Annotated in this window: 5 protein-coding genes; all 5 read right to left on the bottom strand. The window is 40.0% G+C overall.

Annotated features, from left to right (window positions below; genetic code table 11):
- Window positions 1–4 precede the first annotated feature (4 nt).
- The 5 genes from CGC49_RS08685 to asnS all read right to left on the bottom strand — a co-directional run bounded on the left by CGC49_RS08685 (window position 5) and on the right by asnS (window position 24,801).
- On the bottom strand, window positions 5–286 hold the full coding sequence (locus CGC49_RS08685) for a transcriptional regulator (RefSeq protein ID WP_095912399.1): 282 nt from the start codon (window positions 284–286) through the stop codon (window positions 5–7).
- A complete protein-coding gene (locus CGC49_RS08680; protein ID WP_042345549.1) occupies window positions 279–860 on the bottom strand; it encodes a hypothetical protein in 582 nt (193 codons plus the stop codon). Before CGC49_RS08680 ends, CGC49_RS08685 begins: the two co-directional genes overlap by 8 nt.
- A gap of 231 nt (window positions 861–1,091) precedes the next feature.
- On the bottom strand, window positions 1,092–11,573 hold the full coding sequence (locus CGC49_RS08675; RefSeq protein ID WP_095912398.1) for an Ig-like domain-containing protein: 10,482 nt from the start codon (window positions 11,571–11,573) through the stop codon (window positions 1,092–1,094).
- Between the two features lie 434 nt (window positions 11,574–12,007).
- Window positions 12,008–22,249 (bottom strand): gliding motility-associated C-terminal domain-containing protein, encoded by a 10,242-nt coding sequence (locus tag CGC49_RS08670; RefSeq protein ID WP_157909028.1) that lies wholly within the window; start codon window positions 22,247–22,249, stop codon window positions 12,008–12,010.
- Window positions 22,250–23,370: 1,121 nt separating this feature from the next.
- Window positions 23,371–24,801 carry an asparagine--tRNA ligase gene (asnS, locus tag CGC49_RS08665; RefSeq protein WP_042008499.1) on the bottom strand — a complete coding sequence of 477 codons (1,431 nt, stop codon included), beginning with the start codon at window positions 24,799–24,801 and terminating at the stop codon, window positions 23,371–23,373.
- Window positions 24,802–24,889 lie beyond the last annotated feature (88 nt).

Raw genomic sequence — 24,889 nt, 5'->3', positions numbered from 1 at the left:
AAAATTATTTCAAATATCCCTTCAACGCCTCTACATATTCCTCAAAGGCTTGTAGTCCCTTGGCGGTAAGGGCGAGTTCGGTATTGGGGTAATTATCTTTAAATGATTTGGTTACACTGATGTATCCCGCTTTTTCGAGTTTGCTAATCTGCACACTGATGTTGCCCGAAGTAGCTTGGGTAACTTCTTTCACTCGGTTGAAATCTGCCTTTTCTTCCGAAACCAAGAGCGACATTATCGCCAACCGCAACTGCGAATGTAAAAGAGGATCTAAATCTTTAAACATTTTTTCTTTTTTTATAATCGGAATATAACTGAATGCCAGGAATTAAAAATAAAAGTGCTGCTAAAACCACGGTCATCAATATAGAGTGATACCCGTAATTAATAAACAAAGTACTGTACACCAGTGCAAAAGAAATCAGCGAGGTGCTTACCCAAAGTCGATTTTTGAGTTGTAATGCCGTTGCCAGAGAAGCCATTGCAAAAGGTAGGTATATCAGTACAATAATCCACTTGGAAGATTGTGTAAATCCGCCCACCATTGCACCTATTCCCGCTACGAGCCAAAGCCAGCCCATCCAGTCGGTGCTTTTGCCTTGTTTTTCGGCTTTTATGCCTTCTCGCATTTTGGCAACAAAGGTAAAAACAAATCCCAAAGGCATCAAAATAAGCCACACGAGTCCCGATTTACTGAAATGAAAATCAAATTGATACATCAGGAAATGTATAGTTCCTGCTAACATAATGAGTATGCCCCAAAAGATGAAGAAAAATCCATTTTGTTCGTATTTTTGTTTTCGCTGATTGATAATCTCTTGAATGATTTTTAAGCTGTCATTAGGCTGTAAATGTTCCATTTTTATTTCTTTTTAGATTTATGATTCTACTTTTAAATTTAGTTTATTCTGTAAACAAAATTATCAAAAAAAATAGTTACTTGACTTTTATGATGCAAATATAAATAAGTTTATTTTATAAACAAAATATTTTTCAGAAAAATAGTTCCTTTATGCTATACCCAAGACTTGACTAAAAAAAGAGAGATTACCCGTTTAGGATAATCTCTCTTTCACTTATTCTGTCAGTGGTTACTTCTTAATATACAACCAACTTCCTTTCGTATGTTTCTTGTTGTTGTTATCGGTGTATTCAATGATATAGTAATATGTACCTTGTGGCAATTTCTCAGGAGCTTCAATCGTTACTCGTCCGTTTGAAATCGCTCGGAATACTCTATTAACATTATCATAGCCCTTCGTCTCAAATACCTTAACTCCCCAACGATTGTAAATACGAACCGTATTATTAGGATATCTCTCTATACCTTGAATATGGAAGTAATCATTCAATCCATCTCCATTCACAGAAATACCATTGTGAGGAATTACATCATTCAACACCGTTATCGTTACCTTAGCTATAGAACAGTTACCCATCGTATCGCAAAGCTCATACTCGAAACTGTCTACTCCTGCATAACCTCGGTTAGGTGTGTAAACAACCTCATCATCTGACGGATCATTAGTCGTTCCATTGTTATTGATAACAACCGTTCCGTTTTTAGGTTGCGTAACAATAGTCAAGGTTCCTTGCGTAGGCACATGCTCATCATTAGATACTACTTTAACCGTAACAGGTGTATCAACTACCGTCTGTTCAACATCATCTTTCGCTACTACAGGTGTCGTTGGAGTTGTTACCTCTGTAACTACTATCGTTACTGTAGCAGTATCGCATGTAATCGTTCCTGATTTTGTACAGATGCTATAACCTATCGTATACGTTCCCGTTGGCGTACCTGACGGCACCATAACATTTCCTGTTACAGGGTCTAAGTTCGGTACGATTGCTCCCGTTGGGGTTGACGTTACAGTTATCGTTACATCAGATGTTGTTGGTGTGTTCGTACCAAGCCTATCATTATCCAACACGTTTCCTACTGTTTGCGTGTTGGTCGAAGTCGTAGCTGTAAAGGTATCTGTATTCGCTGTAGGCGTAGCTACAACTCCTTTAACCGTAATGTAAACCGTAGCTTCATCACATGCCTGTGGAGTTCCACTATCACAAACTCTATACGTAAAGGAGTCTGTCCCTACAAAGTTCGTAGTCGGTGTATACGTAAACGTTCCATCTGTACTCAAACTCAACGTTCCATTAGAAGGAGTTGTTACCACTGTAGTAGTTACTGTATCGCCCTCTGGGTCGGTGTCATTATTCAACACATTTCCTACTACTGCTACATTAACATCTGTATTGTAAGCATCGTCATTAGCAACTGTAATATTAGTTGTTGTAGATACCACAGACACATGTACTCTCGCTGTTTTACAAGTAGACGTTACATTACCATCACAAATGATGTAAGTGAACTCATCTTCTCCTACAAAGTCTGTTGTTGGTGTATATGTGAATGTTCCGTCAGCATTCAAGGCAACTGTTCCATGAGATGGATTGGTATGTGTCGTTACACTGAAAGTATCTCCTTCTGGATCAAAGTCATTCGACAACACGCTTATCAAAACACCTGTATTTACTTTAGTAACAGCTGTGTCATCATTCGCAACCAAACTATTGATTCCTTTCGGTAATACTTGGATACTTATCGTAGCTGTTGCACATGCCTGCGGTGTTCCGTTATCACATACTTCATACGTATAAGATACCGTTCCTACAAAGTCTGTCGAAGGAGTAAACGTATATCTTCCGTCTGCGTTCAACACAAAGGTATGTCCTCCTACTGTATTTGTTTGTATTGTCCATACTTGCGTATCTCCCTCAGGATCTAAATCGTTCGTTCCTACACTTCCTGAAACCGGTGTATTAACATACGTATTGTTAATATCATCTTTCGCTATGGTCGTATTTGTTGGTGTTACTACCTCCGTAACTGTTATTACTACAGTAGCCGTAGCACAAGTAATCGTTCCTGATTTTGTACAGATGCTATAACCTATCGTATACGTTCCCGTTGGCGTACCTGATGGTACCATAACATTTCCTGTTACAGGGTCTAAGTTCGGTACGATTGTCCCTGTTGGGGTTGACGTTACAGTTATCGTTACATCAGATGTTGTTGGTGTGTTCGTGCCAATTTTATCATTATCCAACACGTTCACTACTGTTCCACTTTGAGTGGTCGTTACAGTTACTGGGTCGTCAGTAGCGGTGATTACCGTAGGGGTTACAGCTGTAACTACTATCGTTACCGTAGCTGTGTCGCATGTAATCGTTCCTGATTTTGTACAGATGCTATAACCTATCGTATACGTTCCCGTTGGCGTACCTGACGGCACCATAACATTTCCTGTTACAGGGTCTAAGTTCGGTACGATTGTTCCCGTTGGGGTTGACGTTACCGTTATCGTTACATCAGATGTTGTTGGCGTTTTTGTACCAAGTCTATCATTATCCAACACGTTCACTACAGTTCCACTTTGAGTGGTCGTTACAGTTACTGGGTCGTCAGTAGCGGTGATTACCGTAGGGGTTGTTACAGCTGTAACTACTATCGTTACCGTAGTACTTGTACAGTTACCCGTATTTATCTTATCACAAATCGTATAAGTACCTGTGTACGTGCCTGATGGCGTGTTCGGTGAAATCGTTATGTTTCCGTCCGTACCCATTGTGATATTAGGATGTGTAAACACCCCTGGGGTTAAAATTACAGTTGACGTGCTTACTGATTCCCCTCCTAAACTATCGTTATCAAATACGTTACCCACCGTTTGGATCGTGTTTGTTGTGGTAGCCGTATAGGTGTTCGGCAACGCTACTATCGTAGGTGCTGTTACTGTTACTGTTACCGTAGCTGTTTTGCAAGATGCTGAACCCGTAGCAATACCCTTAGGACACAATTCATACACTATCGTATAAACTCCTGCAGGGGTATTGGCAGGTACTTCTACATCTCCCGTAATGGTTGATAAAGTAGGGGTCACTCCCGCTCCGATAGGGGTCGCCGGTTGTTTAACTCCTATATTCACAAACGAAGGCAATACAGGGGTATGACCATTAATAGCATCATTGCTCAACACATTACCCACTACCCTAGGAGTAGCAATTGTCGTAGCCGTATAGGTATCGTTAGCAACTGTTAACGTAGGTGTTCCAACTACAACTTGTACTTCCGCAGTATCACAATCCGTAGAACCTCCTGACAAGCATATCTCATACGTTATCGTATAAATATTCGGTAAAGTCCCTTGAGGGATCGTGATATTTCCATTTGTATCCAAAGCAGGTACATTCGAACCCGTAGGATTTTGGATATTGCCGATAGTTACCAAAGTAGTCGTAGCCGTTTGCGTCCCTACCTTGTCATTATCCAATACGTTACCCACAGTTTGAGTTACCGTGGTATCCGTGATCGAGTAAGAATCATCCGTAGCTACTACTTTCTTAATCGTAACAGTCGCTGTAGCTGTATCGCAAATACTTGTATTTGCCTTATCACAAATAGTATACGTAAACGTATGTGTACCCGATGAAGCTGTATTTCCTATCGTTAACGTACCATCCGAATTAAGTGTTACTCCAATTGGTAAATTCGTAGATGTCACACTTACCGTCGCACTCGTTGGTACTACTCCATTCAACTTGTCGTTTTCAAACACTGTCTTGGTGGTCGTTCCTACAGTTTGAACTCCAAAATCATCATCAACAGCGTCGATATTCTTAATCGTAACAGTCGCCGTAGCTGTATCGCAAATACTTGTATTAACCTTATCACAAATAGTATACGTAAACGTATGTGTACCCGATGAAGCTGTATTTCCTATCGTTAACGTACCATCCGAATTAAGTGTTACTCCAATTGGTAAATTCGTAGATGTTACACTTACCGTAGCACTCGTTGGTACTACTCCATTCAACTTGTCGTTTTCAAACACTGTCTTGGTGGTCGTTCCTACAGCTTGAACTCCAAAATCATCATCAACAGCGTCGATATTCTTAATCGTAATAGTCGCCGTAGCTGTATCGCAAATACCTGTATTTGCCTTATCACAAATAGTATAAGTAAACGTATGTGTACCCGATGAAGCCGTATTTCCTATCGTTAACGTACCATCCGAATTAAGTGTTACTCCAATTGGTAAATTATTTGAGGTTACACTTACCGTCGCATTCGTTGGTGATACTCCATTCAATTTGTCGTTTTCAAACACTGTCTTGGTGGTCGTTCCTACAGTTTGAACTCCAAAATCATCATCAACAGCGTCGATATTCTTAATCGTAACAGTCGCCGTAGCTGTATCGCAAATACCTGTATTTGCCTTATCACAAATAGTATACGTAAACGTATGTGTACCCGATGAAGCTGTATTTCCTATCGTTAACGTACCATCCGAATTAAGTGTTACTCCAATTGGTAAATTCGCAGATGTCACACTTACCGTAGCACTCGTTGGTACTACTCCATTCAACTTGTCATTTTCAAACACTGTCTTGGTGGTCGTTCCTACAGTTTGAACTCCAAAATCATCATCAACAGCGTCAATAGTTATTAATCTAACAAACGCCGTTTTAGTCGATATATTACCAAAAGTATCTGTTGCTGTGATGGTTACCGTTATCGTATTACCTGTTACATTACACAAATCCATAGGCTTAACTGCAGAGTAATTGTTTGTGATAGTAGCCACCACTCCACAAGCATCAGTCACATTAACACTTGATAACCAATTACTTACCTGAGTGTCTATATTCGGTGCTTCACAACTAATCATCAAATCTGCTAAATTATCAATTACAGGAGCTTGAGTATCATCAATAGTGATGGTTACTGCAACTCTACCACTCTCACAACCCTCTGCATTTACTTGGCTTACGTATTTAGTGGTAACTGTATTAGCCGTTACATTGCGTGAAACTGTTGGTGTGGCGGCCAGTTGAGTAGATGACGTAGCCGTATCATACCAACGTAACGTATGTCCTGCCGTTGGAGTTACCACAAAGGTTACTGTATCCGTAGAAGCACAAAATATTTGATTGGTAACCACAGGAGGTGTCGGAACAGCAAGTGCTGCCTTAGCTTGGAAAGGTGTAGAGGCTACTGTACAAGTTCCATTTCTAACTTCTAACGTATAACTTGTTCCGAGTACCATACCTGTAATGGTATTCCCACTTAGGGTAGCAGTGTTCGGGGTTAAAGTATAAGTAAAATTGCTATCGTAGTTAGTGATTGTAGCCGTCGTACCATTTATTCCACATTGAGCATTAGCCACTTGTACCACAGGGACACTCGGTGTGGCATAGATATTCACCAACACATTAGCTTTCACACTTTCGCATTGCCCTGCCTGTGTTTGTGTTGCCTGATAGGTAGTTGCGTGTGTTAATGGCGTAACATCGTTCAGTAGCATATTTCCGCTATAAACCTTAATAGTATTGAAAGCAGTAGCGTTAATACGTTTTTTCAAATCCAAAACAGTGGCTGCATCACAGAAATTTTGTGGCGTAGCTACCGTAAAGGCAGGAGAAGGCTTAACTGTTACCGTTACGGTTTGTGTAGCCTCACAGCCGTTAGTTCGTCTTACAGTTAGAGTATAAGTTACGGTAAGCGGTGCCGAAAGACTTGATCCTGAATAGGTGAAAATTGGATTCTTCACAACAGCACTTGATAAATAAGCCAAAGCTCCCGGTGTTACTGCTTCCCACTTATAATCCTCATAATCAGGAGACTCTACGTTATAAACAATTTGTTGTCCTACTCCTTCGCAAACCTGGAAATCAGACACCAAACCTGTTATTTTAGTAGGTGCTTCGATGATTTTTTCCAAATCCTCATTACATAAACAAGGATTCGACGAACTTCTAATTGCCAAATGCAAACGGCATAGTTTATCCTGTGGTAATAAAATTTGAAGCGTTTGCTGTACAGAAGTTGTGTTTGCGGGAACACTCAAATTAGTAAGCGTAAAATCCTGTACCTTTTCAGCATCAGTGACATTTCCGTTATTATCAACATCATCAAACAAGGTTACCACTAAATTTCCTGTATAAGCAACGCTAGATGTATTCTCTATCTTGTAAGTTATGTTTACTCTTTCTTTATTGCTTTCTACGGACGAAGTAAACTGAATGTCCTTAATTCTAAGTTCCGCTCGATCCATTGGAATAACCACTTCGCCACGCTGACGGGAAGTTTCAACAGTTATTGAAGGGCAATTCATTACTCCACATGGTATTCCACTTACTTTATCAACTGTATAATACTTTAACTTTTGAGTTACTGCACAATTTTCAATTACAAAATTCGCTTTTTGACGTACTTCAATAGTATAGGTAAAGAAATTTGTGTCTTGCATACCCGCAGGAATCGCAATATGTAACTCGGTTTCTCCATCTCCAACAGAGGTAATAGGAGTAGTTGCTAAAACAGGATCAGAAAAAGTAGCTCCAACATTTTTTCCTGTTGCTACAAACGTATCCGGTACGTATTCAAACCCTTTCGGGATACGTACGATCACCTCTCCACCTGATTGGGTTGCTACAAAAGATGTGGCTCCTGGCTCTCTTGTAATAACATGTTTTCCTTCAAATTTAGCAAATGAAGGAGGTGAAAGAGCCAAACCAACGCAGTAGTTAGCATTACCGCTAAGTTTTTTCAAAACATTATCTACCTTGTATTGATTGGAAACTACACCAGTTATACCTGCCGTAATCACTGTATTTTTGTCTCCCTCCACTTCATTACCACAAATATTGAATCCAGTCATGTCTACATCAAAAGACGAACCTGAAACAAAATCGCAATCGGGTTGAACATTAAAGGCTACTCCCACACGTCGGTTATTTTCAGTACCTTCAGCAATACTTCCTGGTAATATATTTCCTGCTGCTACAACTCCTGAAAGGTCATAGGTTATCAGATTACCATTTACCGAAGGTGTTAACGTATAATTATTGGAAGAACCATACGGATAGGTTACCACAAAATCCGAAATTAATAGCCCTGCTTCTTTAACAATAACCACTTTAGGTTTTTCAATGTTTCCTTCCCCCGCACTATTAATGATATATTTATAAGGTGTTTTTGAACACATTGCAATCGTATTCGAATTACCTCCCACACCTGGATTAGTGTTTTCGGGAGTAATTTGTATCACACTTTGTACCACATTGAGTGTATAAGTTACCTTGTTTTCATTACAAGTATGCTGATACCCTCTTATAGGATACTCGGAACAATTCCAACCTGCATATACATCAAAAGACGTATCGGCACAATTGGTCATTTCAAATCTGATTTTATACTTCTTCTTAGCCCCTTTAGCCAAACCAGCTTGACTCAAAAAGAACATGGACTCACCAGAAATACCCGTTTGACGGAGAACTGGTATATTAGTATTGGAATCAATTAATTCTAATACTTTAACTCCTTGTACATCAGGGATTGATAGCCAAGTATAAGGAGCATCCGTCAAACTGGAATTGTTTAACTCTACCTCTACTTCTTGTTGCTTGGTGTTTACACGAAGTGTAAGGGGAGTTACAGAAGTTAATGCAACACCTGGTTTTTCAGAATAACGCAAGATTCCTTCCAATTTTTTATTTTCAACTTTTTCTCCTCCATTTGCTGCATAATGGTAATAATAATCGTAGTAATTAATCTCAGCTTTTGCTTTTTCAGTATTATCAGTTTTTGAACCACACGAAGCTTGAAGCGTAACTTTTAAAGTAGCATTATAATCATTCTCAACGGAAATTTCACCTGCGTGAAGATGTTGAGGATTATTTCTGTCAGTAGGGTTGGTAAAAGTATACACCTTATTAGTTCCATTGTCGGTTGATGAAAAATAACTTGTAATATCCTTGTAACCAGAAACTACGTGAGCGTCTTTTTGTCTAAACTCGTATTCGATTTTAACGATTTTATAAGAGCTGGGATAAGTCAGCTTAATATCTTTTATCAAACGACCAGGGCGAAACTCTTGAGAAAAATAAGTTCCTGCTGTATTTGACCTACGTGCCATATACACTTGGTTGGAACCAATGGCAGTTTCTACACACCCTTTTATATTATAGGTGTTTGTTCCCAACAACTCATAAGTCCCTGCTACATAAAATGTTGGTATTTGTTTCATACCACAATATTTTTTATTGGTAGCGTGCGTATAAAAGTAAGATTCGTTAGATGATTGAACATCATAAGCGGTATTTTTAGAACCCGCTCCACTGGTAACTTGGTATGTAGCTACAACTTTAAATTGGTCGCCATTTCTCATCTTATCAGATGGTAAGTAAGGCGTTAGATTCCATAAAAATCCGGTATTTTCGCCACTCCAATTTTCTGTCGACTTAATTGGGAATGTACTGTTTGCCTGTAAGGTTTGATTTACTATTTCAACACCTCCACGCATGATGGTAAACTTCAAACTTTTTGGCACCAAACGAGTTCCTTTTTTCACTTCCCAATGGTAGTAAAGATCATTAAAATTCCCTTGAGCTTCACCTTCGGCAGTAACTTCAATATCATCTAAATACAAGGCTCGTGATAACTCCAACTCATTGGTGTAATCGCTACGCTGCATTCGTTCATTCATTGTCCAATCTTTCCACCCATAGGAATTCTCAGCTCGTTCAGTTTTCGTGCTTACCATACGAGGTGCATTATTACAGCCAGTATCAGGACAATCATAGGCTATCTGTTTTTTACTACAAACAAACTCCATAGCGTACTGATGTGATTTTCCATAACTATCTATATGATATATAGTATATTCAATCTCTCCAGAATTAACACCAGTACAACTTACTAATTCCAAATCAAAAGCAATATATCCTTTTTCCCACGTAGTAGAAGTAAACGTATGAGAAAACGTTGTTCCAGCCGCCACATCTGGTAAATCAACCTTTATAGCAGGATCTGTACTATTTGTATCATCGTAAGAGTAATGCGGTTTTTTAACCAAACGCACATTTTTCATTGACAAATTGGGAGGTAATTTAACTTGATACGTGTATCCTACAGGCGTATATCCCCAATTTTTTCCTTGCTCACGCTCAGCACTACTATAAGAGTGATTTCCAAAAATTAAATACGCTGAACGTGGTTGATTCAAAGAAAGAACATCTGGCAATTTTGAAGAATCTAAAATTCCAAACATAGTCCTACTCATTGCAGCAGTCATTGTTATTTCAGGAGAGGATATGCTTTGTGCACAAGCATCCTTATAATCAAATAATGCTATTGGGTTTATAGAAAACTGACCAGATTCATGTTTTAACAAACAATTAACAGGAGCTACTTTTTTAAGTTTAAATCGAAGCGTAACCTTTGCATTTTTTGGCCAATCATCTGCATAACCATCCCCATCGATATCCGAAAGTCCAATATTTTTTCCTGCCAAAGAAGCTACATTCAATTCTGATATATCACGAAGTGGAATTTCACGTGTACGAAAAGCAGGATTATTAGCTTCATTTTTAGAAGGTAAAGGAGTAGTGGGAATAGGAATTGCAATCTCTGTTCCATCAGTAGCGACAATTCGTAAATCCGAAATTTGATGCTTGTCAAATGCTATCCACGAATACTCTCGATATTTAAATAATACATCATAAGCTGTGGCATTTCCAGAACCATTATTTAAAAATGTCACATTATATTGTCCTACTTCATTTCCTCCAAGTCCATCTATCCATGTAAAATAAGTCTCATTTCCGTTATTCATTATCGTGATATTCGGTGTTCCCGATTCGACGTTAATGGTACGTGAGTTGGAAATCGTTTGATAAAAATCGTTTTGATTTTGAGAACTACCCCACATAGCAAAATACTTATTTTGACGGTTAGCAGCACAACCCGTTACTGTATAATTTTCTGTAACAAGAATACTGCCATTACGAGCCACACCAGCAGGTACATTTACCTTATACAGTTGTAAAGAAATAGACGTACCCGCAGGAGTAAAAGTTGCTACTGGAGATAAATCCATTCCTTCGTAAGAAATTGAATTACCCGTAATTCCAGCAGGATATTGCACAGCGAAATAAATATCTTTCACAATACCATCTCCCGTATTTTTAATTCTAAATTTCTGAGAGCTTGTCCCAGATGCATTTTCATGTGTAGGAAGGGCTGTAGTACTTTCCCCTTCTATTGCTAACACAGGATATTTCAATATGTAAGGATCGGTATGTGCGGGTGCAACTGCATTCCCGTCCACGCTCATTGTTATTTCATCCTTTAATCCTGAGTTAAGAGACTGCATAATTTGTGGTGTTACTTTTTTGGCAATAGAAAAAGTTGCCTCTGAAGCTCCTGTGATACCTGTGATTTTAAATACAGGTCTCCGTGTATCGGAAATATTGTACTCCTGTACAGGCAATCCACTGACTAAAGTTAAATTACCATCGTAGTGCATTCCTTGTGGGAAAGTGACAGTAATAAGTGCTTCTGAGGCAGATGTCGAAAAATTTGCTCTCACAGTCAAGATACCTGCCTTAAAACCATTTTCGGCAATTGATTGCCCTCCTGAAGTTGTTACTGGAGTACCTAAACTTTGAGCCATTCCTTGCCCTAAACCGAATAACAACAAAAATAATTTTAAAATTAGTTTTTTCATAAGTAAAACGTTACGTTTATTTTTAGCCCCAAATGTGGGTAGTGAAATGGGTACAAAATTACGACAATTATTCCATAAACGATATATATACACTCATCTTTTGCATTTTATTAACCCAAATTACAGATTCAATAAAAATACTGAAAAACTTTCCAAGATAAATCTTAAAAATTTAACAATTAGAGATTAAATTATTGAGAAATAATTTTGCTTATTAAAATTGTAAAAGTAATAAAGCTATAACCATTCATGTTATTTATTTCTTATGTCACTCTGTAAAATTTTTATGAAGTATATTCAAAAGTGAATTAGTAGAATGTAGTAAGTCCTGCAAAACGAAGAAAACATATCAATTCTTCGGTTTCTCAAGACTTGACTAAAAAAGAGAGATTACCCGTTTAGGATAATCTCTCTTTCTCTTATTCAGTCAGCGGTTACTTCTTAATATACAACCAACTTCCTTTCGTATGTTTCTTGTTGTTGTTATCGGTGTATTCAATGATATAGTAATATGTACCTTGTGGCAATTTCTCAGCAGCTTCAATCGTTACTCGTCCGTTTGAAATCGCTCGGAATACTCTATTAACATTATCATAGCCTTTCGTCTCAAATACCTTAACTCCCCAACGATTGTAAATACGAACCGTATTATTAGGATATCTCTCTATACCTTGAATATGGAAGTAATCATTCAATCCATCTCCATTCACAGAAATAGCATTATAAGGTATAACTTCATCCAACACCGTTATCGTTACCTTAGCTATAGAACAGTTACCCATCGTATCGCAAAGCTCATACTCGAAACTGTCTACCCCTGCATAACCTCGACTAGGTGTGTAAACAACCTCATCATCCGACGGATCATTAGTCGTTCCATTGTCATTGATAACAACCGTTCCGTTTTTAGGTTGCGTAACAATAGTCAAAGTTCCTTGCGTAGGCACATGCTCATCATTAGATACTACTTTAACCGTAACAGGTGTATCAACTACCGTCTGTTCAACATCATCTTTCGCTACTACAGGTGTCGTTGGAGTTGTTACCTCTGTAACTACTATCGTTACTGTAGCAGTATCACAAGTAATCGTTACTGATTTTGTACAGATGCTATAACCTATCGTATACGTTCCCGTTGGTGTACCTGACGGTACTGTAACATTTCCTGTCGATGGGTCTAAGTTCGGTACGATTGTTCCCGTTGGGGTTGACGTTACAGTTATCGTTACATCAGATGTTGTTGGTGTTTTTGTACCAAGCTTATCGTTATCCAATACGTTTCCTACTGTTCCACTTTCTGTGGTCGTTACAGTGACTACATCATCAGTAGCAGTGACTACTGTAGGGGTCGTTACCGCTGTAACTGTTATTACTACAGTAGCTGTGTCGCACATAATCGTTCCTGATTTTGTACAGATGCTATAACCTATCGTATACGTTCCCGTTGGCGTACCTGACGGCACCATAACATTTCCTGTTACAGGATCTAAGTTCGGTACTATCGCTCCTGTTGGGGTTGACGTTACAGTTATCGTTACATCAGATGTTGTTGGTGTGTTAGTACCAAGTCTATCATTATCCAACACGTTAACTACAGTTCCACTTTGAGTGGTCGTTACAGTTACAGGGTCGTCAGTAGCCGTGATTACCGTAGGGGTTGTTACCGCAGTAACTATTACAGTTACCATAGCTGTGTCGCACGTAATCGTTGCTGATTTTGTACAGATGCTATAACCTATCGTATACGTTCCCGTTGGAGTACCTGATGGTACCGTAACATCTCCTGTTACAGGGTCTAAGTTCGGTACGATTGCTCCCGTTGGGGTTGACGTTACCGTTATCGTTACATCAGATGTTGTTGGCGTTTTTGTACCAATTTTATCATTATCCAACACGTTCACTACTGTTCCACTCTGAGTGGTCGTTACAGTTACTGGGTCGTCAGTAGCCGTGATTACCGTAGGGGTTGTTACAGCTGTAACTATTACAGTTACCGTAGCTGTGTCGCACGTAATCGTTCCTGATTTTGTACAGATGCTATAACCTATCGTATACGTTCCGGTTGGAGTACCTGACGGTACCGTAACATCTCCTGTTACAGGGTCTAAGTTCGGTACGATTGTTCCCGTTGGGGTTGACGTTACCGTTATTGTTACATCAGATGTTGTTGGCGTTTTTGTACCAATTTTATCATTATCCAACACGTTCACTACTGTTCCACTTTGAGTGGTCGTTACAGTTACCGGGTCGTCATTAGCGATTAACACTGTTGGTGTTACTACCTCTGTAACTGTAATCGTTACTGTGGCTGTACTACAAGTTACTGTACCTACTTTTGTACAGATCTTATAACCAATTTCATACGTTCCTGATGGTGTTCCTGATGGTACGGTTACATCTCCTGTTACAGGGTCTAAGTTCGGTACGATTGTTCCCGTTGGGGTTGACGTTACAGTTATCGTTACATCAGATGTTGTTGGTGTGTTCGTGCCAATTTTATCATTATCCAACACGTTTCCTACTGTTTGCGTATTGGTCGAAGTGGTAACTGTAAACGTATCGGTATTCGCAGTGATATTTAATACGCTTGGCACGACAGGAATTACAATCTCTATCGTTGAATTCGCACAATTGGAAGTAGCATTACCTACACCATCTTTCTCACAGATTGAATATGTCAATGTGTATGTCTTGGTCTCGGTAGCTGTTGTCGATGGAATCAATAATTTACCATCAGTATTAATCACCACTCCTGTGAGTCCTCCATCAGTCAATAACGTTACACTTACCGTACCGCTATTTGGTGTCAATCCGTTCAAATCATCATTTGTAAAGACACTACCCACAGTTTCTCCACCTGCGGTCGTTGAAGTGAATGTATCCGAATTTGCTGTAATAGTTGATACGCTTGGAGCTATAACCGTTACCGTTACCGTAGCATCATCACAATTATCAGGGGTCGCTCCATTCTCACAAATCTTATACGTCAACGTATAAACTCCGCTCGAAACATTCGTTCCTACCGTTACTTTTCCGTCGCCATTCAACGTAATACCCGTTGGGGTAATAAGCGGTGTAAGGGTTACCTTACCTACTTCTGTGCCTATAACCACAGGCGTACCATTGAGCTTGTCATTACTAATAACCGTTTGCGTAGTCGTGCCACCCGATACTACCGTACCTAAATCATCATTATCAGCTACGATGCCGTTTTGAACCGTTACCGTTACCGTAGCATCATCACAATTATCAGGGGTCGCTCCATTCTCACAAATCTTATACGTCAACGTATAAACTCCGCTCGAAACATTCGTTCCTATCGTTACTTTTCCATCACCATTCAACGTAATACCCGTTGGGGTAATAAGCGGAGTAAGCGTTACCTCACCCACACCTGTGCCTATAACCACAGGCGTACCATTAAGCTTATCGTTACTAATAACCGTTTGCGTAGTGGTACCTCCTGATACTACCGGTCCTAAATCATCGTTATCAGCTACGATGCTGTTTTCAACCGTGATCGTTACCGTAGCATCATCACAATTATCAGGGGTCGCTCCATTCTCACAAATCTTATAGGTCAACGTATAAACTCCACTCGAAACATTCGTTCCTACCGTTACTTTTCCGTCACCATCCAACGTAATACCCGTTGGGGTAATAAGCGGAGTAAGCGTTACCTGACCTACTCCTGTGCCTATAACCACAGGTACACCATTGAGCTTGTCATTACTAATAACCGTCTGCGTAGTCGTACCACCCGATACTACCGGTCCTAAATCATCATTTTCGGCGACTATGCCGTTTTGAACCGTGATCGTTACCGTAGCATCATCACAATTATCAGGGGTCGCTCCATTCTCACAAATCTTATAGGTCAACGTATAAACTCCACTCGAAACATTCGTTCCTATCGTTACTTTTCCATCACCATTCAACGTAATACCCGTTGGGGTAATAAGCGGAGTAAGGGTTACCTGACCTACACCCGTGCCTATAACCACAGACGTACCATTTAATCTATCGTTAGTAATAACCGTCTGCGTAGTGGTACCTCCCGATACTACCGTTCCTAAATCATCATCAGCAGCTACGATGCTGTTTTCAACCGTGATCGTTACCGTAGCTTCATCACAATTATCAGGGGTCGCTCCATTCTCACAAATCTTATACGTCAACGTATAAACTCCACTCGGTACATTATTACCAACACTAACTTTTCCGTCACCATCTAACGTAATGCCCGTTGGGGTAATAAGCGGAGTAAGCGTTACCTCACCCACACCTGTGCCTATAACCACAGGCGTACCATTTAATCTATCGTTAGTAATAACCGTCTGCGTAGTCGTGCCTCCCGATACTACCGTACCTAAATCATCGTTATCAGCTACGATGCTGTTTTCAACCGTGATCGTTACCGTAGCTTCATCACAATTATCAGGGGTCGCTCCATTCTCACAAATCTTATACGTCAACGTATAAACTCCACTCGGTACATTATTACCAACACTAACTTTTCCGTTAGTAGCATCTATCGTAATGCCCGTTGGGGTAATAAGCGGAGTAAGCGTTACCTGACCTACTCCTGTACCTATAACCACAGGCGTACCATTAAGCTTATCGTTACTAATAACCGTTTGCGTAGTCGTACCTCCCGATACTACCGGTCCTAAATTATCATCTTCGGCGACTATGCCGTTTTGAACCGTGATCGTTACCGTAGCTTCATCACAATTCAATGGATTAGAGCCGTTCTCACAAATATTATAAGTCAAGGTATAAACTCCACTCGGTACATTATTACCAACACTAACTTTTCCGTTAGTAGCATCTATCGTAATGCCCGTTGGGGTAATAAGCGGAGTAAGCGTTACCTGACCTACTCCTGTACCTATAACCACAGGCGTACCATTAAGCTTATCGTTACTAATAACCGTTTGTGTAGTCGTACCTCCCGATACTACCGGTCCTAAATTATCATCTTCGGCGACTATGCCGTTTTGAACCGTTACCGTTACCGTAGCATCATCGCAGTTATCAGGAGTCGCTCCATTCTCACAAATCTTATACGTCAACGTATAAACTCCACTCGAAACATTCGTTCCTATCGTTACTTTTCCGTTAGTAGCATCTATCGTAATGCCCGTTGGGGTAATAAGCGGAGTAAGCGTTACCTCACCCACACCTGTGCCTATAACCACAGGCGTACCATTAAGCTTATCGTTACTAATAACCGTCTGCGTAGTCGTACCTCCCGATACTACCGTACCTAAATCATCATCTTCGGCGACTATGCCATTTTGAACCGTGATCGTTACCGTAGCATCATCACAATTATCAGGGGTCGCTCCATTCTCACAAATCTTATACGTCAACGTATAAACTCCACTCGGTACATTATTACCAACACTAACTTTTCCGTTAGTAGCATCTATCGTAATGCCCGTTGGGGTAATGATTGGTGTAAGGGTTACCTGACCTACTCCTGTGCCTATAACCACAGGCGTACCATTAAGCTTATCGTTACTAATAACCGTTTGCGTAGTGGTACCTCCCGATACTACCGGTCCTAAATCATCGTTATCAGCGATTATGGAGTTTTTAACCCTAATAGTTACCGTAGCATCATCACATAAAGAAGGTACTACTTTTGAACAAATTTCGTAATTAAAGCTATAATTACCACTTGGCGTTCCCGAAGCTACACGAACTATTCCTGTAATAGGGTCTAAACTTATCCCTGATGGTAACGTTCCTATTGGAGTTAAGGTTACACTCACCATTGAAGACAAAAATTCTCCATCATATTTGTCGTTGTTTAGCACACTACCCGTATTGCCTCCCGCCGACACCTCAAAATCATCATTATCAGCATTGATGTTTTTAACCGTTATGCTTACCGTTGCCGTGTCGCAAGGTGTACCATTTACTTTTTCGCAAATGGTATAAGTAAGCGTATATACGCCTGATGGCACGTTATTAGCCACACTCACTTTACCATCTGTTGTAGCAATGGTTATTCCGGCGTGCGGACTAACCACGTTCTTAATATCTACATCAGCCGTAGTTGCCGAAGCCGTTCCTAACTTATCGTTATCTAAAATACTTCCGGTAGTGGTTGTATTCGCCTCTACAATGCCAAAATCATCCTCTACTGCATCAATGGTACACGTAGTATTAACCACAAAAGAGGTCGCCTTAGTACAAGTTCCGTTGGAAACCGTCATCGTATATGTAGTTCCAAAAGCAAAACCTGTAATGGTTGTCCCTGTATGGGTTACCCCTGAACCACTAAACGTATAGGTAAGCGTAGGGTCATAATTAGCAATGATTGCTGAACCACTATTTCCGCAAGTGGCCGTAACGACATTTATGGTTGGGGTTGGCAAATCGTTTACGGTAACGGTGTAAACATTCCCCGTAGTGGGTGTTGTTGGACAACCCGAAGCATTAGACACTGAAACCACACGTAGCACTTGGGTGGTGGTAGCATTACTTACCGTATGCGTATAAACGCCACTTGTAGGTAAAGTGATGGTTGAAGCTACTCCATTTACTGTATAATGCACTTCTTCATTGGGGACTCCTGTGAAAGTAAATTTCACATCCTCACCACATTGAACTGATGATAAAGCAGTTACTGTTGGTACAGAAGCCGTCATTCCTTTAACTTCTACCTTTACAATATTCGTATACATAGGTACGTTACAAACGTTTTCAACGGTTACCTCCACGAAGTAGTATTTTGCACCCATACTTGCCGTAGATGGCGTATAGGTTGACACCTCTCCCCTATTGAGCGTTTGAGTGTGTACTGGGGTAGCCCCTATCGTTCCGTTGTAGGTGCTTTCAAACCATTTGTAAATCATCTTACCTGCGGTTGGTGGTGAGGTTGAAGCCCCTAAAGCCGTTAACACCACCTGCTCACCCGAACAAACGATATGTGACACGGGTTGCGTAACAACGCTGGTCTGATTGAAATTCAAGGTGATGTTTCTCCACGAAGAAAGACACCCTCCGTTTTCCATACGATACTTGTACACCTCCGAGGTGGTAAGTGCATACGTATCAGGTAATTCTGTTGCAGTTTCATTACCTCCTACCATACGAATTATATAAACTCTGGGGATTGCCTCACTCCCAAAAATTTGTTTCAAGCGTGCCTTTATGTCGCTTACCACAACTCCGTTGGCACAAGTATTATAGTTCAAATCCGCCAAACGAGGATCTTCTGTTCCGTCTGGTTTTTTGTAAGCCGTATTCTTGATAATTCTTACTCTGGCTATACTGGAACAATAATTGGCTCTATTTATTTTGTAAAAAATATCCCTACTGCCTGCAACAATGTCAAACTGATGAATGGGCGTATTACCTTGCTCATCGCTGAAAAACTCAATAACATCGGTGGTTCGTGCTGTATTTTGAACCTTAATATATTGTGTCAAATCGTTAAAATGATTCGCCTCAAAAGTTACAAAATTGGTTAGATCACCCTCACAAATGTTAAAGGCAATAGCATTCGGAGAGAGGTCTTTGGGCGAAATATTTCGTTTAACCGTTAAAGTAGCGGTTTTGGTAGCCTCCAAACCACAAGCGTTGGAAATTGTATAGGTAAAGGTAAAGGTTTGTCCTTCTAATACGGGTATCATATCCTTGTGCAATGCCATAAGCCCGTTTTGTGAAACCGGGTACATACCTGAAAATTCTCGGATAACACCATTGGTATAGCCCGAAGTTATCGCCTCATTATGCACCACTGAAAACAAATTAGTACGTATGTCGTAAGAGGATTTTCCGTTGAGTTCAGAAGCACATAACTCCACATCGGTAGCGTTCGCCGTTAGCACGGGAGCTACTGCGGTACTGCCCGTTAACTGCACTTCATATTCCGCAGGAATACACAAAGTGAAAGACGCATCTTTCGGAGCTACTCTTAATTTGTACTTATGAGCAAAATCAGTAGCTTGTAGATTGCTCACCTGCAAGGTTGGTGAATGGGATAAAATGGTGCTTGGGTCGTCTTCACGGAACCATTCATAAGTATAAGCTAACGATAAATCGGGTACGGAAAGGGTAGCCGAAGTACCTTGGCAGTACTCGGTGCGGTCGGTGGTGATGACAAACGGGGTCATATTTCGGATTTCTACATCTTTGGTTTCCTGATTGCAGACATCTTCCACCGCAAATTTGTACGAAGCCGAAGGATTGGTTTCCGTGATGGTAAACTTCCCTGTGGTATTCGTAATAGGCACAAAAGAAGTATCCAAGGATCCTCCCACACTTCTGCTTAATATTTTATAGGTAAACGGAGGCGTTCCACCACTGGCAACCACCATAATTTCATACTGATTTGCCCCACAGGTAGCCCCTACGATATCCACCAAAGTAGGTAACTCCGAGGGCGGGGTGTATTCCCCTAACACTTTCGGACACGCAGAATGAAGCCCTACCGTGCCGGTGAGTTCCACCACCCGATAACGGGTATAGAGCTTATAGTTGTTATGATTTAAAACCTTGATTATATTTTGCTTTTTATCTGAAATAGCATCTCCATACGGATTGTCATTAGGGTTTACCATATTTACCCAACGGGCTTGACCCTCATCATAGCCTTGCAACGAATAGGAGCGTTGGTAACTATCCCCTACGGCATCATACAATTCCACCTGAACTTTACAACCCGTTGCCATTGAAAAACGCACCTTAGGGTCGGGCATTGGAGGTTGTACGGTTACTACCTTATCAACCACATCTTGCTGACATTCAAACCCGATTGCCGACAGGGTATATGTACCAAAAGGCAGGCTGTGAAGTACGCGTCTTCCACTGACTATTGTTGTCCATTGGTCATAATCGTACTCTTGGGGAACGGCAAACGTACCCGAAGTGCCTGGTGCTGGGGTAAAGCTCGTAATACGGATTTTCTTCGGAGCTCCGGAGTTACCCTCTTGTACAAATCCGATACCATAACTTTGATTTTCACAATAATAGGTGCTATAAAAATAACTTGCATTAGGCACACCCGCTGGGTTTTGCAAATCGGTTACGGTAATTTGGCGTTGAACTTCAAAGCCACAATCTGCGTGTACGTAGGTAAATTTATAATTTCCTAACAACAAATGCGGATAGCTCACTAAGGGAAAAGCGGGCTTAGCTAACTGACCATATTTATAATATTTTCCTCCAAAGCGATGATTTTTTGTAAAACCTGCCGCCACGGGGTCAAATCCTATGGGTGCTTCATCCAATACCATATATACAAATCTATGAAGCCATTCCACAGTGGCATAAATATAGGTTTTACCACAAGCGTCGTACGCTTTATTAAGCCTTGCCCAACGGTTAAAATCATCCTCTTTTGTTTTTACATTCTCGGTAAGAGGAGCTAAATTGTGTACCCCACAGGCGGTAGTAACTTGGATGTTGTGCGTCCAATTACCACTTTCGTACGGAATTTGCACTCCATTACCAAAGAAATTTCCTCTACCTGGTATATTATGCGAAAAGAAGATACTCGCTTCTCTATTATCATACCACGCATAAGCGGTTAATTCGGTTCTATTATTAAAGGTACGTGTCATCGCATACGATGTTCCGCTGGGGGAAGTAAGCGTATAGGAGACCGTCATCGGGTAGGGAATAGCATCGGTATACCAATGGTTTCTTGCCATTTTTATACCACGTTGTAGCCTAACAAGCCCTCGCCCACACTCATCTGTGGGGTTTATGTAAGAAGACCCTCCAATAGGTCCTATATAAAAGGCTTGACCATCAATTCTAAAATTTAGGGTACGCCCCTGCCCGCAAGCGTCTTTTACGTACATTGTGTAATTCCCCGCAGGTAGGTTTTCAAACACATTGCTGGCTTGTTCGGGTCGGGTTTCAGGGCCAGAGGTAATTTTAAAAGTAAACGGATAGGACACCCCTTTGGTAATGTTTACAATGGCTCGACCCGTATTAGCCCCACAAAGTATAGGCTGTGCGGTAATGGTGTACTCAATCCCTGGTGGGTTAGGCACTTTTAAATTGCCTACGTTTATGGTTTTTTCATAAAACGTAGTGGGATTGGTTTTCAACTCAGCACGAATAACATAGGTTTTTCCACCTTGTACGGTTTGCAAGTCGTTTCGGTCTGCGGTAGCGGTTTGAAAAGCGGTTTGCGTGGACAACTTGTGATAAAAATTATAGTTGTCGTTGCTATCGCCCATCATTTGGTAGTAAATTCCCCCCGAATTATCGCAATATTCATCGCGCACACGGGTTTGCAAATGTACCTCCGTGGTTGGTTTTACCTCAAAAGTAACATCATCTACTACCTTGAAACTACAACCACCTGCAATGGCGTGTACTTCAAAAGTGGTATTCTGAGTAAGAACCCCCACAGGAATGGTAACCATAAATAGCGTAGTATCATAACTACCTGCAAACCACATTCCTGTGGTTTTGTTTATAGCAAAATAGGTTACACCGGTAGCCATACGCGAGTTATCCAAATAGATAACCGCATTACTACCCGATTCAATGGGTGAAAACACACTTGCCTTAGTCTGTTTAATCAACCCATCAAAATACGGGTCACAATCTCCGGAAGGCGTTGGTAACGTCGCAGGAGGATTTCCCTGAGCCCATAGCATTGGGCTCACCAAAAAGAAAAATAGTTTGAATAATATTCTCATTGAGTTAAAAATTAGTCTTTAATTATTGGAAGTGATGTAAAAAGTATGATACCTTAAAAAAAGAGGACATTTCTGTCAGGCTGAGCGAAGTCGAAGCCCTGTAATGATAAGGCTTCGACTTCGCTCAGCCTGACAATCAGAACTTCCATCATACTTTTTACAACACGACCCAAATTTTTATACCATCATACTTTTTAAAACACGACCATTATTTATATGTGTGAAAATGGATAACTTGTTAATCAAATTTGTTGGAATATCATTGTTTTTTATAAATGCGTACTTCATCTATCAAAAACTAACATAAAATTCCTTAACATAGTTTTGAGGGGACAAAAATACATTTTTTTTGAAAAATAATGCAATTTTTTAACTATGCTGAACAAAAAAAATAGAATGAAGTTGAAAAAAGATTATTTTGTTTCATCATATCACACAAATTACAGAAAATGACAGCCTCGAAAACCTCTGTATAAACAAAACACACGAACATCTTATGAGGCTCTAAATATGTAAGAAATAGCGAAACGTTGCGTTTAACTTCTCAATTCATCCGATTTTTCCAATGGAACAGAAGGTAATCTGCAAGAAAATACTTTTACAAATTGAATATAACCAACCTCACATAATTTATCTTTCATTTATGTTCTTTTTAAAGCAATTTTTCTCTTTTTACATATCAAAATATAGTAAAAACCACCGATTTTATGCTTTTGCACCCTTACAAAAATGCAAACCTACCCGATTTTATACTCTTATCAGAGTACAATAGTGCAAAACCTGCCGATTTTATGCTTTTGTACCCTTACAAAAACACAGATCTTTCCGATTTTATGGATTTGTATCCTTATAAGAAGATAAAATTCAAGATTTAAAAAGATAGGGAGAGCTCAGTAGGTGATAACAAAACTTCAAAACTTTTAATTTCGACAGACTATGCTCCATGCATTCGCAAATTATGCTAAAAATCAATTCTCACACACTCTTCTTTGGCGGACTTTGTCTCCAAGGTCATAAACTCTCTCTTGAAAATAGCGACAATTTAAAATGAGTTAACTATATAAGAAATTAAAAAAGCTGTCCTTTCAATTTTGGACAGCTTTATATTTTAAGGTATCAAATTAAAATTCAGCATTTTGTGGCGTTCGTGGAAAAGGAATCACATCACGAATATTGCTCATCCCTGTAGCGAAAAGTACCAATCGCTCAAACCCAAGTCCAAAGCCACTATGCACTGCTGAACCGAATTTACGCAAATCCAAGTACCACCAAAGATCTTTCTCTTCAATGCCTACCGATTTTATTTTTTCTATCAACACATCATAACGCTCCTCACGCTGTGAACCTCCAACAATCTCGCCTATACCCGGGAAAAGAATATCCATAGCACGAACCGTTTTACCATCTTCGTTAAGTCGCATATAAAATGCTTTTATCTTAGCTGGGTAATCGTACAAAATCACCGGACACTCAAAGTGCTTTTCGACCAAATAACGCTCATGCTCACTTTGTAAATCAGCACCCCATTCGTCAATGATATACTGGAATTTTTTCTTCTTGTTGTGATTTGAATTTTTGAGAATGTCAATCGCTTCGGTATAGCTCACTCGTTTGAAATTATTGTTAATTACAAACTCTAATTTTTCAATAAGGGACATCGTACTACGCTCATTTTGAGGCTTTGTTTTTTCCTCTTCCAAAAATCGAGCATTCAAAAACTCAATATCTTCGCGACAACGCTCCAAGGTATATTTCAACACATACTTGATGAAATCCTCCGCCAAATCCATGTTTCCGTCTAAGTCGAGAAATGCCACTTCGGGTTCAATCATCCAAAACTCTGCCAAGTGACGCGACGTATTTGAATTTTCGGCACGGAAAGTAGGCCCAAAAGTATAGATTTTACCTAATGCCATTGCAAATGTTTCACCCTCAAGCTGTCCTGATACAGTCAAATTGGTTTCTCTTCCAAAGAAATCTTTTTTGTAATCGACTTTACCTTCTTCCGTAAGAGGCGGATTTTTAGCATCCAACGTTGTTACACGGAACATTTCTCCCGCTCCTTCAGCATCGCTTCCCGTAATGATAGGCGTATGTACATAGAAAAATCCATTACGTTGGAAATAATCGTGTATGGCAAAAGAAAGCACTGAACGCACACGCATGATCGCCCCGAAAACATTGGTACGTACACGCAAGTGAGCATGTTCACGCAAAAACTCAAAGGAGTGTTTCTTAGGTTGTATAGGATAGGTTTCAGGATTTGAATCGCCTAAAACAATCACATTAGAAGCTTGGACTTCAATAGATTGCCCTTTTCCTTGACTTTCTACTACACTTCCGTGAATCTCTACTGCAGCTCCCGTGGTTATGCGTTTTAAAAGTTCTTCACTCGTATTTTCGAAATCCACAACAACTTGTACATTTTCAATCGTTGAACCATCGTTCAAAGCGATAAACCGATTACTTCTGAAGGTACGAACCCATCCTTTTAGGGTTACATCTTGTGCAATTTTACCTTCACTGAGTAGTTTTTTAACACTGATATACATATAGTTATATTCTTATTCGTTTTTGTTCGTCAAAATAAGTCTGCAAATATAAAGATTTTAAATGCGATTTAAAAATTTTATGAAAAAC

Origin of the sequence: Capnocytophaga sp. H4358 (genome assembly GCF_002302515.1) — a bacterium.
GTDB lineage: Bacteria > Bacteroidota > Bacteroidia > Flavobacteriales > Flavobacteriaceae > Capnocytophaga > Capnocytophaga canis.
The sequence above is the reverse complement of the archived record's forward strand: the minus strand, read 5'-3'. Positions and strand labels throughout refer to the sequence as shown.

Bases quoted from the DNA above. Each gene is read 5' to 3' on its own strand.
- CGC49_RS08680 (WP_042345549.1), bottom strand. From the start codon at position 860: ATGGAACATTTACAGCCTAATGACAGCTTAAAAATCATTCAAGAGATT.
- CGC49_RS08670 (WP_157909028.1), bottom strand. From the start codon at position 22,249: ATGAGAATATTATTCAAACTATTTTTCTTTTTGGTGAGCCCAATGCTA.
- CGC49_RS08675 (WP_095912398.1), bottom strand. From the start codon at position 11,573: ATGAAAAAACTAATTTTAAAATTATTTTTGTTGTTATTCGGTTTAGGG.
- asnS (WP_042008499.1), bottom strand. From the start codon at position 24,801: ATGTATATCAGTGTTAAAAAACTACTCAGTGAAGGTAAAATTGCACAA.
- CGC49_RS08685 (WP_095912399.1), bottom strand. From the start codon at position 286: ATGTTTAAAGATTTAGATCCTCTTTTACATTCGCAGTTGCGGTTGGCG.